General features: G+C 65.7%; 16 protein-coding genes and 1 pseudogene. 10 read left to right on the top strand and 7 right to left on the bottom strand.

What is annotated here, in order from left to right:
• Nucleotides 1–6 precede the first annotated feature (6 nt).
• Entirely contained in the window at nt 7–1077 is a 1071-nt protein-coding gene (gene manB / locus GOSPT_RS10160; protein ID WP_210734924.1) for a mannose-1-phosphate guanylyltransferase, read from the top strand.
• 46 nt (nt 1078–1123) lie between these two features.
• On the opposite strand, the gene GOSPT_RS10155 is transcribed toward manB, so the two are convergent.
• Entirely contained in the window at nt 1124–1780 is a 657-nt protein-coding gene (locus GOSPT_RS10155; RefSeq protein WP_005205798.1) for an O-methyltransferase, read from the bottom strand.
• Nucleotides 1781–2137: 357 nt separating this feature from the next.
• Here GOSPT_RS10155 and sigE point away from each other — a divergent pair, with 357 nt between their 5' ends.
• The 4 genes and pseudogenes from sigE to tatB all read left to right on the top strand — a co-directional run bounded on the left by sigE (nt 2138) and on the right by tatB (nt 5917).
• The gene (sigE, locus tag GOSPT_RS10150; RefSeq protein ID WP_005205797.1) at nt 2138–2776 is read left to right on the top strand and encodes an RNA polymerase sigma factor SigE; all 639 of its coding nucleotides are present in this window, start codon (nt 2138–2140) and stop codon (nt 2774–2776) included.
• Between the two features lie 323 nt (nt 2777–3099).
• A pseudogene (locus tag GOSPT_RS24295) lies at nt 3100–3435 on the top strand (hypothetical protein); the annotation flags it as partial.
• Nucleotides 3436–3800: 365 nt separating this feature from the next.
• Complete coding sequence (locus GOSPT_RS10140; protein ID WP_005205795.1) at nt 3801–5432, top strand: trypsin-like peptidase domain-containing protein; 1632 nt, start codon at nt 3801–3803, stop codon at nt 5430–5432.
• A 35-nt stretch (nt 5433–5467) separates the two neighbouring features.
• Nucleotides 5468–5917 (top strand): Sec-independent protein translocase protein TatB, encoded by a 450-nt coding sequence (gene tatB / locus GOSPT_RS10135; protein ID WP_005205794.1) that lies wholly within the window; start codon nt 5468–5470, stop codon nt 5915–5917.
• A 59-nt stretch (nt 5918–5976) separates the two neighbouring features.
• Here tatB and GOSPT_RS10130 read toward each other — a convergent pair whose 3' ends face one another.
• The 4 genes from GOSPT_RS10130 to GOSPT_RS10115 all read right to left on the bottom strand — a co-directional run bounded on the left by GOSPT_RS10130 (nt 5977) and on the right by GOSPT_RS10115 (nt 10446).
• The gene (locus GOSPT_RS10130) at nt 5977–7122 is read right to left on the bottom strand and encodes an Mrp/NBP35 family ATP-binding protein (protein WP_005205793.1); all 1146 of its coding nucleotides are present in this window, start codon (nt 7120–7122) and stop codon (nt 5977–5979) included.
• 110 nt (nt 7123–7232) lie between these two features.
• On the bottom strand, nt 7233–8348 hold the full coding sequence (locus GOSPT_RS10125) for a lytic transglycosylase domain-containing protein (RefSeq protein WP_039855527.1): 1116 nt from the start codon (nt 8346–8348) through the stop codon (nt 7233–7235).
• Between the two features lie 230 nt (nt 8349–8578).
• Entirely contained in the window at nt 8579–9118 is a 540-nt protein-coding gene (locus tag GOSPT_RS10120) for a DUF1003 domain-containing protein (protein ID WP_005205791.1), read from the bottom strand.
• A complete protein-coding gene (locus tag GOSPT_RS10115) occupies nt 9115–10446 on the bottom strand; it encodes a magnesium transporter MgtE N-terminal domain-containing protein (protein WP_039855526.1) in 1332 nt (443 codons plus the stop codon). The genes GOSPT_RS10120 and GOSPT_RS10115 overlap by 4 nt, the downstream gene beginning before the upstream one ends.
• 35 nt (nt 10447–10481) lie before the next feature.
• On the opposite strand from GOSPT_RS10115, the gene GOSPT_RS10110 reads away from it, so the two are divergent.
• From GOSPT_RS10110 to GOSPT_RS10090, 5 genes are all read left to right on the top strand, one after another.
• Nucleotides 10482–10970 (top strand): YflT domain-containing protein, encoded by a 489-nt coding sequence (locus tag GOSPT_RS10110; RefSeq protein WP_005205789.1) that lies wholly within the window; start codon nt 10482–10484, stop codon nt 10968–10970.
• A gap of 340 nt (nt 10971–11310) precedes the next feature.
• Nucleotides 11311–12729, top strand: coding sequence for an extracellular solute-binding protein (locus GOSPT_RS10105; RefSeq protein WP_039855524.1), 1419 nt, complete (start codon nt 11311–11313; stop codon nt 12727–12729).
• Nucleotides 12726–14066, top strand: coding sequence for a carbohydrate ABC transporter permease (locus tag GOSPT_RS10100; RefSeq protein WP_005205786.1), 1341 nt, complete (start codon nt 12726–12728; stop codon nt 14064–14066). The genes GOSPT_RS10105 and GOSPT_RS10100 overlap by 4 nt, the downstream gene beginning before the upstream one ends.
• A gap of 6 nt (nt 14067–14072) precedes the next feature.
• Complete coding sequence (locus GOSPT_RS10095; protein WP_005205785.1) at nt 14073–14903, top strand: carbohydrate ABC transporter permease; 831 nt, start codon at nt 14073–14075, stop codon at nt 14901–14903.
• A 5-nt stretch (nt 14904–14908) separates the two neighbouring features.
• A complete protein-coding gene (locus GOSPT_RS10090) occupies nt 14909–16084 on the top strand; it encodes an ABC transporter ATP-binding protein (protein WP_005205784.1) in 1176 nt (391 codons plus the stop codon).
• 221 nt (nt 16085–16305) lie between these two features.
• Here the strand turns inward: GOSPT_RS10090 and GOSPT_RS10085 are convergent, their stop codons facing one another.
• Together GOSPT_RS10085 and GOSPT_RS10080 are read right to left on the bottom strand one after the other, a co-directional pair.
• Nucleotides 16306–17163: a ParB N-terminal domain-containing protein gene (locus tag GOSPT_RS10085; RefSeq protein WP_005205783.1), complete on the bottom strand. Its 858-nt coding sequence runs from the start codon at nt 17161–17163 to the stop codon at nt 16306–16308.
• A complete protein-coding gene (locus tag GOSPT_RS10080; RefSeq protein ID WP_005205782.1) occupies nt 17153–17839 on the bottom strand; it encodes a metallophosphoesterase family protein in 687 nt (228 codons plus the stop codon). Before GOSPT_RS10080 ends, GOSPT_RS10085 begins: the two co-directional genes overlap by 11 nt.
• Nucleotides 17840–17846 lie beyond the last annotated feature (7 nt).

The following is a 17846-nucleotide window of genomic DNA, read 5'->3' as shown; positions in this document are numbered from 1 at the left end:
GTCGACATGTCGAAGACCCAGGCGGTGATCCTCGTCGGCGGTAAGGGCACACGGCTGCGCCCGCTGACGCTGTCGGCGCCCAAACCGATGCTGCCCGTCGCAGGCCTGCCCTTCCTCACCCATATGTTGTCGCGAATCCGCGCTGCAGGGATCACCGACGTCGTACTCAGCACCTCTTTCAAGGCGAGTGTGTTCTCGGAGTACTACGGCGATGGCTCGAAGCTCGATCTGAGCCTTCGCTACGTGACCGAGGACGAGCCGCTCGGCACCGGCGGTGGCATCCGCAATGTGCTCGATCTGCTCACCGCCCAGGACATCGTGGTGTTCAACGGCGACGTGCTCAGCGGAACCGACATCAGCCAGGTGGTCGCGACACACCAGAGCACCGAGGCCGATGTCACGCTGCATCTTGTGCGCGTCGGTGATCCGCGTGCCTACGGCTCCGTGCCCACCGACGAGAACGGGAGGGTCACGGCGTTCCTGGAGAAGACCCAGGACCCGCCCACCGATCAGATCAACGCGGGCACCTATGTGTTCCGCCGCGAGGTCATCGAGCAGATCCCCGCGGGCCGCGAGGTGTCTGTGGAGCGCGAGGTGTTCCCGCGCCTACTGGCCGAAGGCAAGCGCGTCCAGGCCTACGTCGACAACACCTACTGGCGTGACATGGGTACGCCGGAAGACTTCGTGCGGGGCTCGGCCGACCTCGTGCGCGGAATCGCGCCCTCGCCTGCTCTGGGTGACCGTCACGGTGAGTCGTTGGTCCACGAGGGCGCGGGCGTTGCGCCCGGTGCCGTCCTCGTCGGCGGAACCGTCGTGGGTCGCGGCTGCGAGGTCGGCCCACGTGCCCGACTCGACGGCGCGGTGCTGTTCGACGGCTCGGTCGTCGAAGCGGGTGCGGTCGTCGAGCGCAGCATCGTCGGCAAGGGTGCGCGTATCGGCCCGCGTGCGCTCATCCGCGACACCGTCATCGGCGACGGCGCAGAGGTCGGCGCGCGGTGTGAACTACTGCGCGGCGCGCGCGTGTGGCCGGGAGTGCAACTGCCCGACGGCGGCGTCCGCTTCTCCACCGACGTCTGAGAGTCCGTCGAGTTCGTCAGCGGGCTTTCGCCGCTGCGAGTACCTGTCAGCGGGCTTTCGCCGCTGCGAGTACACCGCCTCCGAGGGGAACGACGACGGGCAGCAACTGATCGTCGTCGGCGATGCGCAACGCGGCGGCTCGTGCTGCGCTCGTCACCGGGTCGGTGCGCGTCGGGTCGCCGACCGCTCCCGACGCCGTGGCGTTGTGTACGACGACCACACCGCCCGGCCGCAACATCCGGACGGCCTCGTCGACGAAGGTCGGGAGGTCGATCAGCGGACCGTCGATGAAGACGAGGTCGTAGGAACCGTCGGACAGCCGCGGCAACACCTCACGCGGAGTGCCGTTGATCAGCCGGGTCCTGCCGGGCGGAATGTCGGCGCCTGCGAAAGACGCGCGCGCAGCTCGGTGGTGTTCGGGTTCAGGGTCGATGGTGGTGAGGACCCCGTCGCCCGACATCCCGTTGAGGAGCCAGAGGCCACTGACCCCCGTACCGGTCCCGATCTCGGCGACGGCGTGTGCGTCGCACGAGCGAGCCAGCAACGCCAGCAGTGCACCCACCGCCGGGCTGACGGGATCGGTCCCCAGTTCCTCTGCGCGTGCCCGCGCGGCGGCCAGCGCGTCGTCTTCGACGATCGCCGATTCGGCGTAGTCGATCAGGGCCGCGGCAGCGGCATCGGTACCGGTGGGTGCATCGGTCATTCCATGAGATTAGGCCGCGCACTGCCCTCGATGTCAGTGGCACGCCCGATTCGGGTGTTCACGGGGGTCGACGCGCCGCAAAATTGACCCATCCGAATCGTCGCGGGCTCCGACGTACTTCTGTGACGACGTGCTCGGCAGGGAAGACCTACTCGGCGAGTACGTCTCAGCGAAGACTTACTCAGTGAAACCTCAGCCGCCTCACACTGCGACCACACCGCGATGGGAGAAGGTGAGACAACAGCACGGGCGCGGTGGTCGGAATAGCCGTCGATGCGCAGGTGTTCAAGATAGCGAATTCGTGTCGAATCGGACTTGTGCCGCTCGACAGTCAAAGAAGGGAACCGGCCACACGCGATGACTGATCCCCAGGCGTCCACCACCGCAGAACTGAATACGGGAGTCGAGACGATCGACGTCATCCCCTCGGGGACCGCAGGCTTCGACGCGACCGGCGACGAGTTCTTGATGCCGACGTGGGACGAGTTGGTCCGTGAGCACGCTGACCGCGTGTATCGGCTGGCCTACCGCCTGTCGGGCAATCAGCACGACGCCGAGGATCTGACGCAGGAAACCTTCATCAGGGTGTTCCGTTCGCTGTCGAATTACCGGCCGGGCACGTTCGAGGGCTGGCTGCACCGCATCACGACCAACCTCTTCCTCGACATGGTTCGTCGTCGCAATAAGATCCGTATGGAGGCGCTGCCCGAGGAGTACGACCGTGTCCCCGGCGACACGCCCGATCCCCAGCAGATCTACGCCGACGCCAATCTCGACCCGGACCTCCAGGCGGCACTCGACTCGCTGACCCCCGATTTTCGCGCCGCAGTCGTCCTCTGCGATATCGAGGGACTGTCCTATGAGGAGATCGCCGCGACGCTCGGCGTCAAGCTCGGTACCGTGCGCAGTCGTATCCACCGGGGAAGGCAGACGATCCGTGATTACCTCGCGGCTCGTGGCCACGACAATCGACGCTCGGTAGCCGTCGGAAGCTGACGTTTTCACCCGTTTCGGGAACCCCGGGCACCGTCGTGCCGTTTGGGATTCGGATAGGCTGTGGTGCCGGCACGGGCACGCAGCGCCCTCCGTCTCGCGGACCCGACCGGTTCGCCCACGGAGACCGACCTGTGAAGAGGGGTGAATCACACATGATGGACGGCCGACGGGATCGACGAGATTCCGCAGCGGACGCCGACAAACGAGCGCACGTCGACAACAGCCCGCCTGCTGACGGTGGGTTTGCTGATGGGGCGTTTGCTGATGGGGCACCTCACGTCGACACCGCCGGGCACGCCGACGGTGTGGTTGCATCGCCGGGCATGCGGGGCCGGAGACGTTCTCCGTGGAACCCCGCCACATGGTCGCCCGCGACGTCGTCCTTCGCGCCCAACCCCGCTTTCCGACGCCCCCGCCCGCGTCGATTCGCATCAACCGAGCATCTCGCACCCGAGGCCGTCGCGGCATTTGTCGACGGCGAGCTGGGCATGACTGCGCATGTGCGGGCGACCCACCACCTCGCGCTGTGCCGTGAATGCATGGATGCCGTCGACGCACAACTCGATGCCCGCACCCGGCTGCGCGATTCCGGCACCGTGGCGATGCCCGCGGATCTGCTCGGCCAGTTGAGCCAGATCCCCACGCGTGAGATCGACATGACAGGCGTGCGTGATCGCCGCGAACATGGCCGCAGAGAGCAGAGCCATCGCGAACAGGGCTCCAGAGAACAGGGTCGTCGCGAACAGAACCGTCGCGAACAGAACCGTCGCGAACAGGGCCGCAGTGCCGGCACGCTCGGTCCCAACAACTTTCATGCGAGCCCGTTTCCGGATGGACGTTTCCACGGGCCCTGTGCCACCCCGGGACCACTCGCAGCATCGGGCCTACCACCGGTGAACGCACAGGCCGACTTCGGGCACGAGTCATCTCGCCCCGCCACTGCGCCGATCGATGCGGTCAGCGGTGAGCCCGCCCGCGGGCGCCGCAACCGCTGGCGCGGGCGCTGAGTACCGGAAACCAACGCGTGGGAGCAGACGACATCGACGAGACCGCTGCCGGCGGATCGGACGGCGGTCAACGCCGTTCGCAGCCGGACGATTCACCGTTCAGCCGTGAGAACGCCGCTGCAACGGGAGGCGTGACGCCACCCGGCGATACCCAGAGCGGCGATACCCAGCGCGGCGATACCCAGCCCGGCGACGCGCACACCAGCGACGGCGCTGCGGCCCGCGGCCAGCAGCGACACGTTCCGGTGTCTCCCGCGACCGCGCAGGTCTTCGGCCGTCCCGCAGGCGTACGTGGCTCCTTCGCGACAACGCCGTCGTCGTCGGGGCCCGCTCCACAGATCGCGCCACCCGACGCGGTGCTGGCCGAAGCCTTCGGCAGGCCGGAGGGTTCCGACGAGACGCTCCAACGCGATCCACTCGCCGCGTATGGTGTCTCGACCGACGAGCCCGCTCCCGCAGATCCGTGGCGCGACCCGGAGAGCATCGCCTCCCTGGACGCGCCGGCACTCGTGGACGAGGCCGCGAGACAACCGACGGTCGCCGGTCCGAAGCTGGGCGTCAAGGATCTGCTGTTCGGTAAGCGGGTGACGTGGTACGCCCTCGCCACCCTCGCCGTGCTGGCACTGCTGATCGGGTTGGTCGGCGGACTGATCGGCCGGTTTACCGCAGAGGTCGCGGCGCCGCTGAACAGCAACACGGTGAAACTCTCGACAGGTGATGGTGGAGACGGCGGGGGAGAGCCGAAATCGGCCGTCGCGCGCGTCGCGAAGGCTGTCGAGAAATCGGTGGTGTCGGTGGATGTGCGGACCGCGAGCGCCTACGGCACCGGTTCGGGTTTCGTGATCGACTCCGCCGGTTACATCCTCACCAACAACCACGTGATCTCGATGGCTGCGAACGACCGGAGCGCCAAGCTCGAGGTTGTCTTCTCCGATCGCAACCGTGTGCCTGCCCGGATCGTCGGCCGCGACATCCACACCGATCTCGCGGTACTCAAGGTCGACAACGTGGCCAACCTGACGGTTGCCAAGATCGGCAACTCAGACAACCTGCAGATCGGTGAAGAGGTCATCGCATTCGGCTCGCCGCTGGGACTCGACCGCACTGTCACCAGCGGGATCGTCAGCGCGACGCACCGCGCGGTTCCACTCCCACCCGACGCCGAGTCGGACACCGACGCGGTGATCGACGCGATCCAGACCGATGCCGCGATCAACCCGGGCAACTCTGGTGGTCCGCTCGTCAACGAGTCAGCGGAGGTGGTCGGCATCAACACCGCCATCGCCTCGGGTGCCGGCGGCTCGATAGGTCTCGGCTTCGCCATCCCCATCAGCCAGGCCATCCCCATCGCCCAGTCGTTGATCCGTGACGGCAAGGTCAACCATCCGCAGATCGGCGTGAGCGCGAGCTCGGTCCGTAACGACCGTGTACTCGGCGCTGGCGTGCGCAATGTCGTCGCCGACGGACCCGCCGCGCAGGCGGGCGTCAAGGAGAACGACGTCATCACCTCCTTCAACGGCCGCAGCATCGAAAGCGCCGACGAATTGACGGTTGCGGTGCGCACGACGAAGATCGGTGAGCGGGTGCCGTTCACCTACTGGCGTGATGGTCGAACCTTTAACGGGTCGATCACCACTGCCAGCGACTAGCGGCGACGTTTCGGCGACAGAAGTAGGGAAGTGCCATGTTCAGCAGCATCGGTTGGGGTGAGATCCTCGTGCTGCTCGTCGCTGCGTTGGTCATTCTCGGCCCCGAGCGCCTACCCGGAGCCGTGTCGTGGACGATGCAGTCGCTGCGCAAGGCCCGCGAGTACGCGACGGGCGCCACCGATCAGCTGAAGAACGACTTCGGCCCCGAATTCGACGAGCTGCGTAAGCCGCTGTCGCAATTGAACGAGCTACGCGGACTCACTCCGCAGTCGATGATCACCAAGCATCTCTTCGACGGCGACTCGTCGATCTTCACCAGCGGGCCGTCGTCGAACACCGTGGAGCGCGACTCGCAGACCCCGCCGATCAAGCCGGTCTCCGCGCCCGTACCCATGACCAAGGACGCTCCGAGTTCGACGACGAGTGCGTCGAACTCAGACCAGACCCCGCGTCGGCACGACGTCGCCGACTGGGACGCCACCTGACTTCCGATCCCCGCTGATCGCAGCCTCGGGACCGCGTCGGTTGTGGCGCGTTGTGGCCGTCAGCCGTGGCGCGTCGTGTCGATGCCGAGGCTCATGCCCGCGAGGCCACGTCGACGCACCGCGAGCTTGTCGGCGATCGCGCGCAGTGCGCGTCCCGATGCCGAATCCGGCGCCGAAAGCACAACGGGCTCACCGGTATCGCCGCCCTCACGCAGCGCCGTCTCCAGCGGTACCTGACCGAGCAGGTCGACGCTCGACCCCACTGCCCGCGTCAACCGCTCTGCGACCTTCTCACCGCCTCCGGAGCCGAACGGCTCCATCCGCGTACCGTCCGGAAGTTCGAGCCACGACATGTTCTCGACGACGCCGAGGATCTTCTGCCTGGTCTGCAGCGCGATCGCGCCCGCGCGTTCGGCGACCTCGGCGGCGGCCTGCTGCGGGGTGGTCACCACGAGGATCTCCGCACCGGGGATGAGCTGTGCGATCGAGATCGCGACGTCGCCGGTTCCGGGTGGGAGGTCGAGGAGGAGTACGTCGAGATCTCCCCAGTAGACGTCGGAGAGGAACTGTTGAAGCGCGCGGTGCAGCATCGGTCCGCGCCAGGTGACCGGGGTGTTGCCGTCTGTGAACTGCCCGATCGAGATGAACTTCACGTTGTGGCTGATCGGCGGCATGATCATCTTCTCGACCTGCGTCGGCTTGGCGTCGCTGCCGAGCATGCGCGGTACCGAGTGGCCGTAGATGTCTGCGTCGAGTACGCCGACGGACAGCCCGCGTTGCGCGAGGGCCGTCGCCAGATTGACCGTCACCGACGACTTTCCGACGCCGCCTTTACCGGACGCAACGGCATACACCCTGGTCAGCGAACCGGGTTGTGCGAACGGGATGACCGGTTCGGCCTTGTCGCCGCGGAGCTTCTTGCGTAGCTCGGTGCGCTGCTCGTCGTCCATCACGTCGAGATCGACGCGGATCGTGCCGACACCGGGGACGTCGGCGACGGCCTTCTCCACGCGACCCGAGATCTCGGTGCGCATCGGACAACCCGACGTCGTCAGATAGATGGTGACGTCGACGCTCGCGTCGTCGTTGATCTGCACCGACTTGAGCATTCCCAGGTCGGTGATCGGCTTGCCGATCTCGGGATCGTTGACCTTGCTCAGCGCTGAGCGGATCGCGGATTCGGTTGGCTGAACTCCGGTAGTCATCTCCGCCAGCTTAGCGCCGCGATCAGCGCAGGTAGAGAACGGGTGGGGTGCCCACCCGGACACCGATCACGCAGTCGGTCCGACCATCTGGCCGCGACCTCGAGGCACACCTACCTCGGTAGGACCTTGAGTGCGGGGGTGCTCGTCGTCGCTGGTCCTGGCTTGCGCGGCGCGTCCTGCTGGGGTGCGGGCTTGGGCGCGGGCTGGCCGGGGATCGTGATACCCGGAGGCAGGCAGATCGCGCCAAGACACTGCTGCGACGGCGTTGTCGGAGTCGATGGCGTCGACGAATCCGACGACGAGTCGGGTGAACTCGGTTCGCCCGGCTTCGGAGGCTTCGACGGTTTCGACGGCTTGGAACTCGACGACGAGGACGAGGACGGTCGCTTCGGCTCGGGAATGGGGTTGGTCGGCATCACGCCGGTCGCATACGCCCCGGCCCAGGCGAGGACGTTGGTCACGTAATCCATCGAGTGGTTGTACCGGTACACCGCTGCGACCTTGTTCTTGTCGGTCATGATGTCGGTGAATCCCGAGCACAGGTAGCGGCCGGCAGAGTAGGTGGAGTCGAAGATGTTGTTCGGGTCGGCCTTGCCGTCGCCGTTACCGTCGGCTCCCCATGCCGCCCACGTACTGGGAATGAACTGCATCGGTCCCATCGCGCGTGCATAGCCGCCCTGGTGACGAATCACCTCGTTGCCTGCGAGAGAGCCGTCGAGCACGGGCCCTTCAATGGGATTGATGGTGTTGCCGGACTGGTCGACGGACCCGTTGCTCGCGTGATTCGACTCGATCCTGCCGATGCCGGCCAGCAGGAACCACGGGAGCTTGCACTGTGGTTCCTCGGTACCGATGCGGTTCGCGGCAAGTTTGTACGCCTGGAGCACGACGCCCGGTATGCCGAGCGGACCCGATGGCAGGTCAGCGGCGAGACGATACTGCGGAGCGGCCGCGGTCGCCGCAGCGGCGGAACTGGCCGAGACGGTCGGCGGGGGTGCGAATCCCAGCAGCGCGACCGGTTCGGCAGGTGCGACCGCCGCGAGCACCACCGGCTTCTCGGGCTCGGCGCGCACCGCCACCGGAACCCCGCCCTGGGCGCTCGACGTCGCAGCTCCGAGCACCATCACACCGACGAGGGCACCGCCCGCGCCGACGGCGAGAGCTCGTCCGGGGAGTCGGGTGCGCTTGGGGCCGCGACGACGTCGAAAAGGGTGTGGCGCTTTCAATCTCGGACCTTCCCGAGATCGCTGCCACCCAACAGTCGAGTCTGACCCGTCATCGACACTCCATTGCCTCCACAGAAACGCCGGGCGTCACTGTCGACTGATGTCCGACGGCACTCCGGCTGTGACCCACCATACATATGGGTCACGCGTCCGATTGTGGAACCTCCACGAAAGTTCACCATGTGAAAGTCATCGCGTGATCTACCCGTGAAGTTACGCGCAACGCGGTACTAGCGCTCGGGGTGATGCCGCGCCTTCTCGGTCTCGGTCGAGCCATCGAGTCCCTCGAGGCGGGCGACGAGCCGGTCGGTGAGGTCGTCGAGCATGTCGTCGAGTTCTTTTCGCAGGTAGTCGCGGGTGACGGTATCGCCGACGGCGAGGCGGACCGCGGCGAGCTCTCGGGCGAGGAACTCCGTGTCTGCTTTGGTCTGGGCGGCCCGCGCACGGTCCTCGTCGAGCGCGACCCGGTCGCGATTCTCCTGCCGGTTCTGGGCCAGGAGGATCAGGGGAGCTGCGTAGGCGGCCTGCGTCGAGAACGCCAGGTTGAGCAGGATGAACGGGTACGGGTCGAAGCGCAGCGCAACCCAGCTGAGATTGATGATGATCCACACGATGACGATCACCGTCTGAATCGCCAGGTAGCGGCCGGTACCGAGGAAGCGCGCGATGCGCTCGGCGTACATGCCGATCAGGTCGCTGTCGACGTGGAACGACGGGCGTCGGTTGACGCGGGGGGTGTCGAGGCGGCGGGTGCTCTGCTCGCTCGTCATTCACTCGCTCCTGATGTGCCGCTGGCGTTCGCGGCGCCTGCCGTCGCCGACTCTGGTTCGTCGTCCTCGGGTTCGTTCTCGCGCCAGTCACGCGGGAGCATCTCGTCGAGGAGGTCGTCGACACTGACCGCGCCGAGGAGGTGGTTCTCGTCGTCGACCACCGGTCCACAAACGAGGTTGTAGGTCGCGAAGTAGCGCGTGACCGTCTCGAGTGAATCGTCGGGGTGCAACGACTGCAGGTCCGTGTCGAGGATGCCACCGACGATGTTCGCAGGTGGCTCGCGCAGCAGCGCCTGCAGGTGTACGCATCCCAGATAACGGCCGGTCGGCGTGGCGGTAGGTGGACGCACGACGAAGATCATGCTGGCCGCTGCCGGGGTGACGTCGGGGTCGCGGACTCGTGCGAGCGCCTCGGCGATCGTGGTGGAGGCGGTGACGATCAGCGGCTCCGAGGTCATGAGGCCGCCCGCGGTGTCGGGGGAGTGGGTGAGCAGTCGTCGGACGGGCTCCGACTCCTGGGGATCCATTCGCTCGAGCAGCGACTCCGCCTCGGTGTCCGACAGTTCGCCGAGGAGGTCGGCGGCATCGTCGGGGTCCATCGCCTCGAGCACGTCGGCGGCACGTTCGACGCCGAGGTGTGCGAGCACTTCGGTCTGATCGTCCGGCGGCAGCTCCTGCAGCACGTCGGCGAGCCGCTCGTCGTCGAGGGCTTCGGCGATCTCGTCGCGACGTTTGGGTGGCAACTCGCGCAGGGCGTTCGCGACGTCGGCGGCACGCATCCCCTCGAACTGGGAGAGCGCCTGTGCCACGCCCTGTCCGGGTAGCTCGAGTGCGCTCGCGGTGAGTCCCTGCACCCGATTCCACTCCACCACAATGGTTTCGCCGCGTCGCAGTCCTCGACGTGCCGGACGTGCCGCGACACGCGAGACCACCCAGTCGCGAGTACGGGTGCGCTCGATACCGAGGTCGACGACGATCATGTCGATGCCCTCGAGGTCCTCGTGGTCGGGATCGTCGATTCGCACGCGCGTGTCCAGGATCTGCCCGATCGCGAGTGCTTCGCCGGGGCGCAGGTGCAGTCGCCGCAAACTCACGGTTCCGGTGTTGAGGGTCACCGCGGTGGGGTCGATGGACGTGACCCGGAGCATGGGGACGAAGATCCGTCGGCGCGTGGCCAATTCGACGGCGAGACCGAGCACGCGAGGCTGTTGTCCCGGAAGGCGCACGGCGATGACGGCATCGCGGACACGACCGATCGACTCACCATCAGGACCAAGGACCGCCAATCCGACTAATCTGGCCACGAAGACCTTGCTCACCGACGCCATGTGGGTAAGGGTAGTTGCCGAGTGGAGGACATGACATGACCAACCCGTTGAGTTCCGGTCGGCAGACCCCGGGTCTCCCGACCCCGCCCAAAGGGTGGCCGATCGGCTCGTACTCGACTTACGCTGAGGCGCAACGTGCTGTCGACTATCTCTCCGATGAGAACTTCACCGTCCAGGACGTGACGATCGTCGGCGTCGACCTGATGCAGGTCGAGCGTGTCATCGGCCGACTCACCTGGGGCAAGGTGATCGGCGGCGGTGTGGTCTCGGGGGCATGGCTCGGACTGTTCTTCGGATTGCTGGTCTCACTCGTCGTCAGCGGCAACGCGTTGGTGCCCATCCTGTTCGGTCTCGTCGGCGGCATCGTCTTCGGCGTCATCTCGACGACGATCCCGTACGCGGCGACTCGCGGCCAGCGTGACTTCGCGTCGACGATGCAACTCGTCGCCGGACGCTACGACGTTCTCTGCGACCCGAAGAGTGCCGAAAAGGCCCGCGACATGCTCGCCCGCCTCAATCCCTGACCCACTCTTCGATCCCGTGCGTATGCGCGTGAAACCGGCGTGCGCGAAGAACTTTGGCACGGTCGCGCCGAATGTGTTGCTTGTCACTACCGCGCCGGGCTAGCGTAGCCACCAACGCCATGGCGCGCGGTGACGCTCGCTGTGCTGCGTACGACATCGAGGAGGCTGCGTGCGGAGCGACGGTGACCAAGCCGAAAGCGGCGATCACGACGGGAATACGGGCAACAGGCATTTCGGTAACACGGATATAGGCAACAGGGATACAGGCATTGGGGTCCAGCGGAATAGGGCCGCAGGCGATGTTGCCGGGCGAGCAGTGGGGCGGAGCCGATCGCGACGTATGTCGGTGAAGGCGGCCGTCGCCGCTGCGGCACTGGTCACCGTGCTCCCGATCGTGTCCGCGTGCGGTTCCGGTCATGAACCAGGAGTCCTGAATCTGTACCCGCCTGCCGACGGTGCCGGTTCGATCAAGTCCATGGGCGACAAGTGTTCTCAGGAGTCCGGTGGCAAATATCGCATCGTGACGACGGCCTTGCCCAAGGCTGCCGACGACCAGCGCCTGCAGTTGGCGCGACGGCTCTCCGGCAACGACAAGAGCCTCGACCTGATGGGCATGGACGTCGTGTGGACCGCCGAGTTCGCCGACGCGGGTTGGTTGACGCCGGTACCCGAGAATATCGCCGGTGAGGTGGAAGGCAGGACGCTCGGTGGTCCGCTCGAGACCGCCAAGTGGAAGACCAAGCACGATGACGCGGAACGCCTTTACGCGATCCCGATCTGGACCAACACCCAGTTGCTCTGGTACCGCAAGGATGTTCTGCGCGAGACCCTCGACAAAAGCCAGCCCGCCAAGACGTGGGACGGCATGGTGGCCGACGCAACCCGCAGCCTTGCCAAGGGCGGGCCGAGCTACATCATGGTGCAGGGCAAGCAATATGAAGGCCTGATGGTCTGGTTCAACTCGGTACTCGCGAGCGCGGGCGGCGAGGTGGTCGATCCCAACGACCCGAACAAGGTGACGCTCAACGACACCCCAGAACATCGAGCGGCCACGGTGAAGGCGCTTCGCATTCTGAAGGCCGTTGCGACCGCTCCCGGACACGATCCGTCGTTGACCAACGGCGACGAGACCAGTTCGCGACTGGGCATGGAGACGGGAAAGGCGATCTACCAGGTCAACTGGCCGTTCGTGCTGTCCTCGATGCGCGAGAATGCCGCCGCGGGCAGCGTGCCGTTCCTGACCGAACTCCAGCAATATTCCGGTCTGTTCGCCGACAAGGACAACACCCCGACAGACGAACAACTGGCGCCGGTGACCCGTGCGGTTCGGCAGAAGTTCGACTTCGCTCCCTATCCCGGTGTGACAGAAGGAATTCCGGCCAAGAGCACGGTCGGCGGACTGAATATCGCAGTGGCGAACACCTCGCAGCAGAAAGACCTGGCGTTCGAGGCGGCGATGTGTCTGACGAATGCGCGGGCGCAGAAGTTCTACTCGATCGACGCGGGCACCCCGCCGGTCATCTCGTCGCTCTACAGCGATCCCGATTTCCGCGCGGCCTATCCGATGGCCGACGACATCAAACTCCAGCTCGAACCCGAGCATGCTGCACTGCGCCCGAAATCACCTGATTACCAAGCGATCTCGACGCTGCTGCAGGCAAAGCTCTCTCCGGTCGGCTCCTGGGACCCCGAGACCCTTGTCGACGAGCTTGCCGAGCAGGTGCAGAAGGCGATCAACGGGGAGGGACTCATCCCATGACATCCGGCAACGACGGCACGGGCAACGACCCGGCCGAGGAGCGCAGGGGCAGGCACGCAATGCCCGGCGACGGTGACGACACCGGGGGATCGGCGACGACGGACGGATCGGCAACCGGGCACGGACCCGGATCGTACGGGCGCACAGTGCATTCGGACGCGTGGACGCCGCCGGAGCGTCTCGGGCAGCCCACCGGGGGCGCACCCGAGCACGCCGCGCCGACGTCGAGCGGCTCGTCCGCTGAGGTTCGGTCCTCTGGGGTTCCGTCCACTGAGGTCCCGTCCTCTGGGGCTCCGTCTTTGAAGAAGTCGGCGCCCCTGACGCCTACCGCCGCGCAAGCCACGGTGGTCGGGGCGGCTTCCCGCTCGGATGCCGCGAGGTCGGTAGGCGGGACTTCCACGGCGACTCTGGAGCGACCCGCGACGTCGTCGAAGCGCGCGAAGCGATCCGGTGAGGTGAGTGAGGGCAAGAAGCAGGAACGTCGACTGGCGTACTGGTTGATCGCTCCGGCAGTGATCCTCATGTTGGTGGTCACCGCGTACCCGATCGTCTACGCATTCTGGTTGTCGCTCAACAAGTCGAGCCTGTCGGCGCCGGGCGAGCGTGAGTTCACGTGGTTCAGCAACTACGGCACGGTGCTCAGTTCCAACTACTGGTGGACGGCGTTCTTCGTCACGCTCGGCATCACCGTGGTGTCGGTCGCCATCGAGTTGGTGCTCGGCATGGCGATCGCGATCGTGATGCACCGCACCATCTTTGGGCGCGGTGTGATCCGGACGGTCGTGCTGATCCCCTACGGCATCGTGACGGTTGCGGCCGCGTTCTCGTGGTACTACGCGTGGACACCCGGAACCGGCTACCTCGCCAATCTTCTGCCGGACGGCAGTGCGCCGCTGACGCAGCAGTGGCCATCACTGGCGATCATCGTGCTCGCCGAGGTCTGGAAGACCACGCCGTTCATGGCGCTGCTGCTGCTCGCCGGTCTCGCGCTGGTGCCCGATGAGCTACTCAAGGCCGCAGAGGTCGACGGTGCGGGCGCGTGGACCCGCCTGCGGCGCATCATCATTCCGATGATGAAGCCCGCGATCCTGGTCGCGCTGCTCTTCCGTACGCTCGACGCGTTCCGCATCTTCGACAACATCTATGTGTTGACGGCGGGCAACAACAACACCTACTCGGTGTCGATGCTCGGCTACGACAACCTGTTCAAGGCGTTCAATCTGGGTGTGGGATCAGCGATTTCGATACTTATCTTCGTGTGTGTCGCGATCATCGCCTTCATCTTCATCAAGGGCTTCGGCACCGCCGCGCCCGGTTCCGACAACGAGGGGAGGTAGGACGCCATGAACCGCACCGCCAAATCTCGGGTCGGCTGGCTGATCGCCGACATCCTGGTCGTGCTCTACGCGATCATTCCGCTGCTGTGGATCATCAGCCTGTCGTTCAAGCCGGCCAGCAGCGTGACCGACGGCAACTTCTTCCCGACGCACTTCACACTGGAGAACTACTCGGGGATCTTCCAGACGAGTGCGTTCACCTCTGCGCTGCGCAACTCGCTCGGAATCGGTCTCATCACCACGCTCATCGCCGTCGCGATCGGCACGATGGCCGCCTATGCGGTTGCGCGACTGGACTTCCCCGGCAAGAAGCTGCTCGTCGGTGCCGCACTGCTGATCGCGATGTTCCCCCAGATCTCCCTGGTCACACCGCTGTTCAACATCGAGCGCAGTATCGGACTCTTCGACACCTGGCTCGGCCTGATCCTCCCGTACATCACGTTCGCTCTGCCGCTGGCCATCTACACTCTGTCGGCGTTCTTCCGCGAGATCCCGTGGGAGTTGGAGAAGGCGGCAAAGATGGACGGCGCCACGCCATTTCAGGCGTTCCGTAAGGTCATCGCGCCGCTCGCAGCGCCCGGTGTTGTGACCGCGGCGATCCTGGTGTTCATCTTCGCCTGGAACGACCTGCTCCTCGCACTGTCGTTGACCTCGACCGAGCGGGCGATCACCGCTCCCGTCGCGATCGCGAACTTCACCGGTAGTTCGCAATTCGAGGAGCCGACCGGCTCCATCGCTGCTGCGGCGGTCGTCATCACCATTCCCATCATCATCTTTGTGCTCTTCTTCCAACGTCGAATCGTCGCCGGCTTGACCTCCGGCGCGGTGAAGGGATAGTCCCCATGGCAGAGATCGTGCTCGACAACGTCAGCAAGAAATACGCGGACGGCACTGTCGCCGTCCACGACTTCACCCTCACGATCGCCGACGGCGAGTTCATCATCCTCGTGGGGCCGTCGGGCTGCGGAAAGTCGACGACCCTCAACATGATCGCGGGTCTCGAGGACATCAGCAGCGGCGACCTGTACATCGGTGGAGAGCGGGTCAACGACAAGTCGCCCAAGGACCGCGACATCGCCATGGTGTTCCAGAGCTACGCGCTCTACCCGCACATGACGGTCCGGCAGAATATCGCGTTCCCGCTCACCTTGGCGAAGCTGCCCAAGGATGAGGTCAACAAGAAGGTCGACGAGGCCGCCAAGATCCTCGATCTGACTCAGTACCTCGACCGCAAGCCGTCGAATTTGTCCGGTGGCCAGCGCCAGCGCGTCGCCATGGGGCGCGCGATCGTGCGGTCGCCCAAGGCATTTCTCATGGATGAGCCGCTGTCGAACCTCGACGCCAAGCTCCGTGTCCAGATGCGCACCGAGATCTCACGTCTACAGACGCGACTGAGCACGACGACCGTCTACGTCACGCACGATCAGACCGAGGCGATGACCCTCGGTGATCGTGTGGTGGTGATGCGCAACGGATATGTCCAGCAGGTTGGCGCACCCAACGAGCTCTACGACAATCCGGTCAACGTGTTCGTCGCCGGGTTCATCGGTTCGCCGTCGATGAACTTCCTGCCCGGCACGCTGAGCGCGGACGCGATCGATACGCCGCTGGGACGATTGGTGCTCAGCGACCACGATGTCATTGCAGCCGAGGCGAAGAAGGAAGGCAGCAACGGCGAGGTGCTGATCGGTATCCGGCCCGAGCAGATCGAGGACGCCTCGCTCATCGATCCGGCGGTCAAGGCACGTGGCACGACGTTCACCGCAGACATCGATGTGCTCGAGTCGATGGGTTCGGACAAGTACGCCTACTTCACCATTGACTCGGGCCGCGCAGCCAACGACGCCCTGGCTGAACTGGCGGCGGACTCGGGTTCAGACCTCGGTACCGGCGAGATGGTCGCCAGGCTCTCGCCGGAGTCGGCGGTGACGAAGAACTCGCGCGCCGAGTTGGTGTTCGACACCGACAAGATCGCCGTGTTCGACCAGCAGTCGGGAGTGAGCCTGCGCCGCAGGTGATCTCGACACGGGTACTCGCTTCGCTCGTGCCCTGCTCGATCAGCGGGGTTTTCCGCTGGTCGCGCGTCCACCGCTGGTCGAGCGTCAGCCCGCTGGTCGAGCTTGTCGAGACCACCGCTGGTCGAGCGCCAACCCGCTGCTCGAGCGCCGACCCGCTGCTCGAGCTTGTCGAGACCACCGCTGCTCGAGCGCCAACCCGCTGGTCGAGCCTGTCGAGACCACTACCGCCGGCGGCGGCGCGACTGCTCGCGAAGCTCCTCGATGATCTCGTCGTCCCAGATGTGCCTGCGCACAAGGCGATAGCGCTCGCCCGCGACCCACATGTAGAGCTCGGCGTCGTCGGTGATGTCCGGCCGGACCTCGGCGCGGCGTGCCATTCGGACGACCGGTAGAAACTCCTCACCGAACCACCGGCGCGCGACTTCCGGTCTGCTCAGGAACTCTCCGACCTCCTGGCTGAGCCGAAAACCCCACGCCTCGACCGCCTCTGCGAGTTCGGCGTAGGCGAACGGGTCGGACAGGCGCACGGCATCGGCCTGCGCTCCCGTGAGGGGAACGCGTGCGAGAAAGAGTCGGCGGTGGTCTTTGAGTACGAGGTCCGACGGCGCGTTGATGCCGTCAGGTGTGATGCGTGTGTGGATTTCGGTGACGTAGGCGTCGATCGTCTCGACATGGCGGGCGATCGCGATCGAGACGCGGTGATGGCCGTCGATCACGAAGTACATCGACCCGATCTTGTACAGCAGTACCGGCGGGACCGACTCTCCCCGACGCTGCGCGGCGGCAAGACGTTGCCAACGTTGCCGGATGCGCGACGACGTCGGCCGGAAGTACTTGTCGAAATCCTTTGTCCGGTCGACACTTCCGACGATGTCACGCACGTTGACCTGCTGCAGACCCAGGTTGGTCTCGCCGGTTCTGCCGAGTGCGCGCACGACTTCGTCGAACGGCAGGATCGTGTTGACGTCGGCGGGTTGGCGGGTGAACCAGTGTGTGAGACGGGCGAGTTCGGCCTGACGTCGCATGCGGGCGAAGTCGTTCTCGGCGTCGGCGTCGGGAAATCCGGTGTCACGCGCCATATCGTCGCCTCACGATCGTGAAGTCGCGGCTCTCGGGCTCGATGTCGAACTGGCAGTATCCGACCACGTTCATCGACACGGTGTCCTTGCCGACGATCTTGTCCTGAGGATGTGCGCCGAACGGATGGACATGGCCGTGGACGAGTAGTGCCGGATGAAGGTCCGACACCAGGCCGTTGAGGCACTCGAAACCGCGATGCGGCGCGTCGTCGCCGTCACCGACGCCACGGGCAGGACTATGGGTCAAGACGATATCGGGTCGACGCCGCCGCAGGTGGGCGCCGATACGGACTCGCCAACTGCGCCATCGCTGTTGCGCTTCGGTGTACTGATTGGGGCCGCCGTTGTAGCGGATGGAGCCGCCGAGTCCACTGATACGCAGCCCGGCGGCTTCGACGGTGCGGCCGTCGGCGTTGATCGCTCCGAGCGGTCCGGGATCGCGTGCCGGTAGCCCGGCGCGCACCCAGCCGGTCCTGGATTGTCGGTAACCACTGAGATCTGGGTCGTGGTTACCCGGAACGAAAACGCACGGCGCGTCGCAGAGCATCATGAGAGAGTCCAGATAATCGAAGGGAAGGTCCCCGGCGCCGAGGATGAGGTCGGGTTTTCCCTCGATGCCCACCCCGAAGGTGAGTGAGTCCACCACCTCGTCGGCGACAGCCAGGACACGCACCATGTGTGTC

This window comes from Gordonia sputi NBRC 100414 (genome assembly GCF_000248055.1).
Taxonomy (GTDB): domain Bacteria; phylum Actinomycetota; class Actinomycetes; order Mycobacteriales; family Mycobacteriaceae; genus Gordonia; species Gordonia sputi.
The sequence above is the reverse complement of the archived record's forward strand: the minus strand, read 5'-3'. Positions and strand labels throughout refer to the sequence as shown.

What these genes read in the sequence shown, in the direction of transcription:
- manB (WP_210734924.1), top strand. Translation starts at nt 7, where the DNA reads ATGTCGAAGACCCAGGCGGTGATCCTCGTCGGCGGTAAGGGCACACGG.
- GOSPT_RS10155 (WP_005205798.1), bottom strand. Translation starts at nt 1,780, where the DNA reads ATGACCGATGCACCCACCGGTACCGATGCCGCTGCCGCGGCCCTGATC.
- sigE (WP_005205797.1), top strand. Translation starts at nt 2,138, where the DNA reads ATGACTGATCCCCAGGCGTCCACCACCGCAGAACTGAATACGGGAGTC.
- tatB (WP_005205794.1), top strand. Translation starts at nt 5,468, where the DNA reads ATGTTCAGCAGCATCGGTTGGGGTGAGATCCTCGTGCTGCTCGTCGCT.
- GOSPT_RS10130 (WP_005205793.1), bottom strand. Translation starts at nt 7,122, where the DNA reads ATGACTACCGGAGTTCAGCCAACCGAATCCGCGATCCGCTCAGCGCTG.
- GOSPT_RS10120 (WP_005205791.1), bottom strand. Translation starts at nt 9,118, where the DNA reads ATGACGAGCGAGCAGAGCACCCGCCGCCTCGACACCCCCCGCGTCAAC.
- GOSPT_RS10115 (WP_039855526.1), bottom strand. Translation starts at nt 10,446, where the DNA reads ATGGCGTCGGTGAGCAAGGTCTTCGTGGCCAGATTAGTCGGATTGGCG.
- GOSPT_RS10110 (WP_005205789.1), top strand. Translation starts at nt 10,482, where the DNA reads ATGACCAACCCGTTGAGTTCCGGTCGGCAGACCCCGGGTCTCCCGACC.
- GOSPT_RS10105 (WP_039855524.1), top strand. Translation starts at nt 11,311, where the DNA reads ATGTCGGTGAAGGCGGCCGTCGCCGCTGCGGCACTGGTCACCGTGCTC.
- GOSPT_RS10100 (WP_005205786.1), top strand. Translation starts at nt 12,726, where the DNA reads ATGACATCCGGCAACGACGGCACGGGCAACGACCCGGCCGAGGAGCGC.
- GOSPT_RS10095 (WP_005205785.1), top strand. Translation starts at nt 14,073, where the DNA reads ATGAACCGCACCGCCAAATCTCGGGTCGGCTGGCTGATCGCCGACATC.
- GOSPT_RS10090 (WP_005205784.1), top strand. Translation starts at nt 14,909, where the DNA reads ATGGCAGAGATCGTGCTCGACAACGTCAGCAAGAAATACGCGGACGGC.
- GOSPT_RS10085 (WP_005205783.1), bottom strand. Translation starts at nt 17,163, where the DNA reads ATGGCGCGTGACACCGGATTTCCCGACGCCGACGCCGAGAACGACTTC.
- GOSPT_RS10080 (WP_005205782.1), bottom strand. Translation starts at nt 17,839, where the DNA reads ATGGTGCGTGTCCTGGCTGTCGCCGACGAGGTGGTGGACTCACTCACC.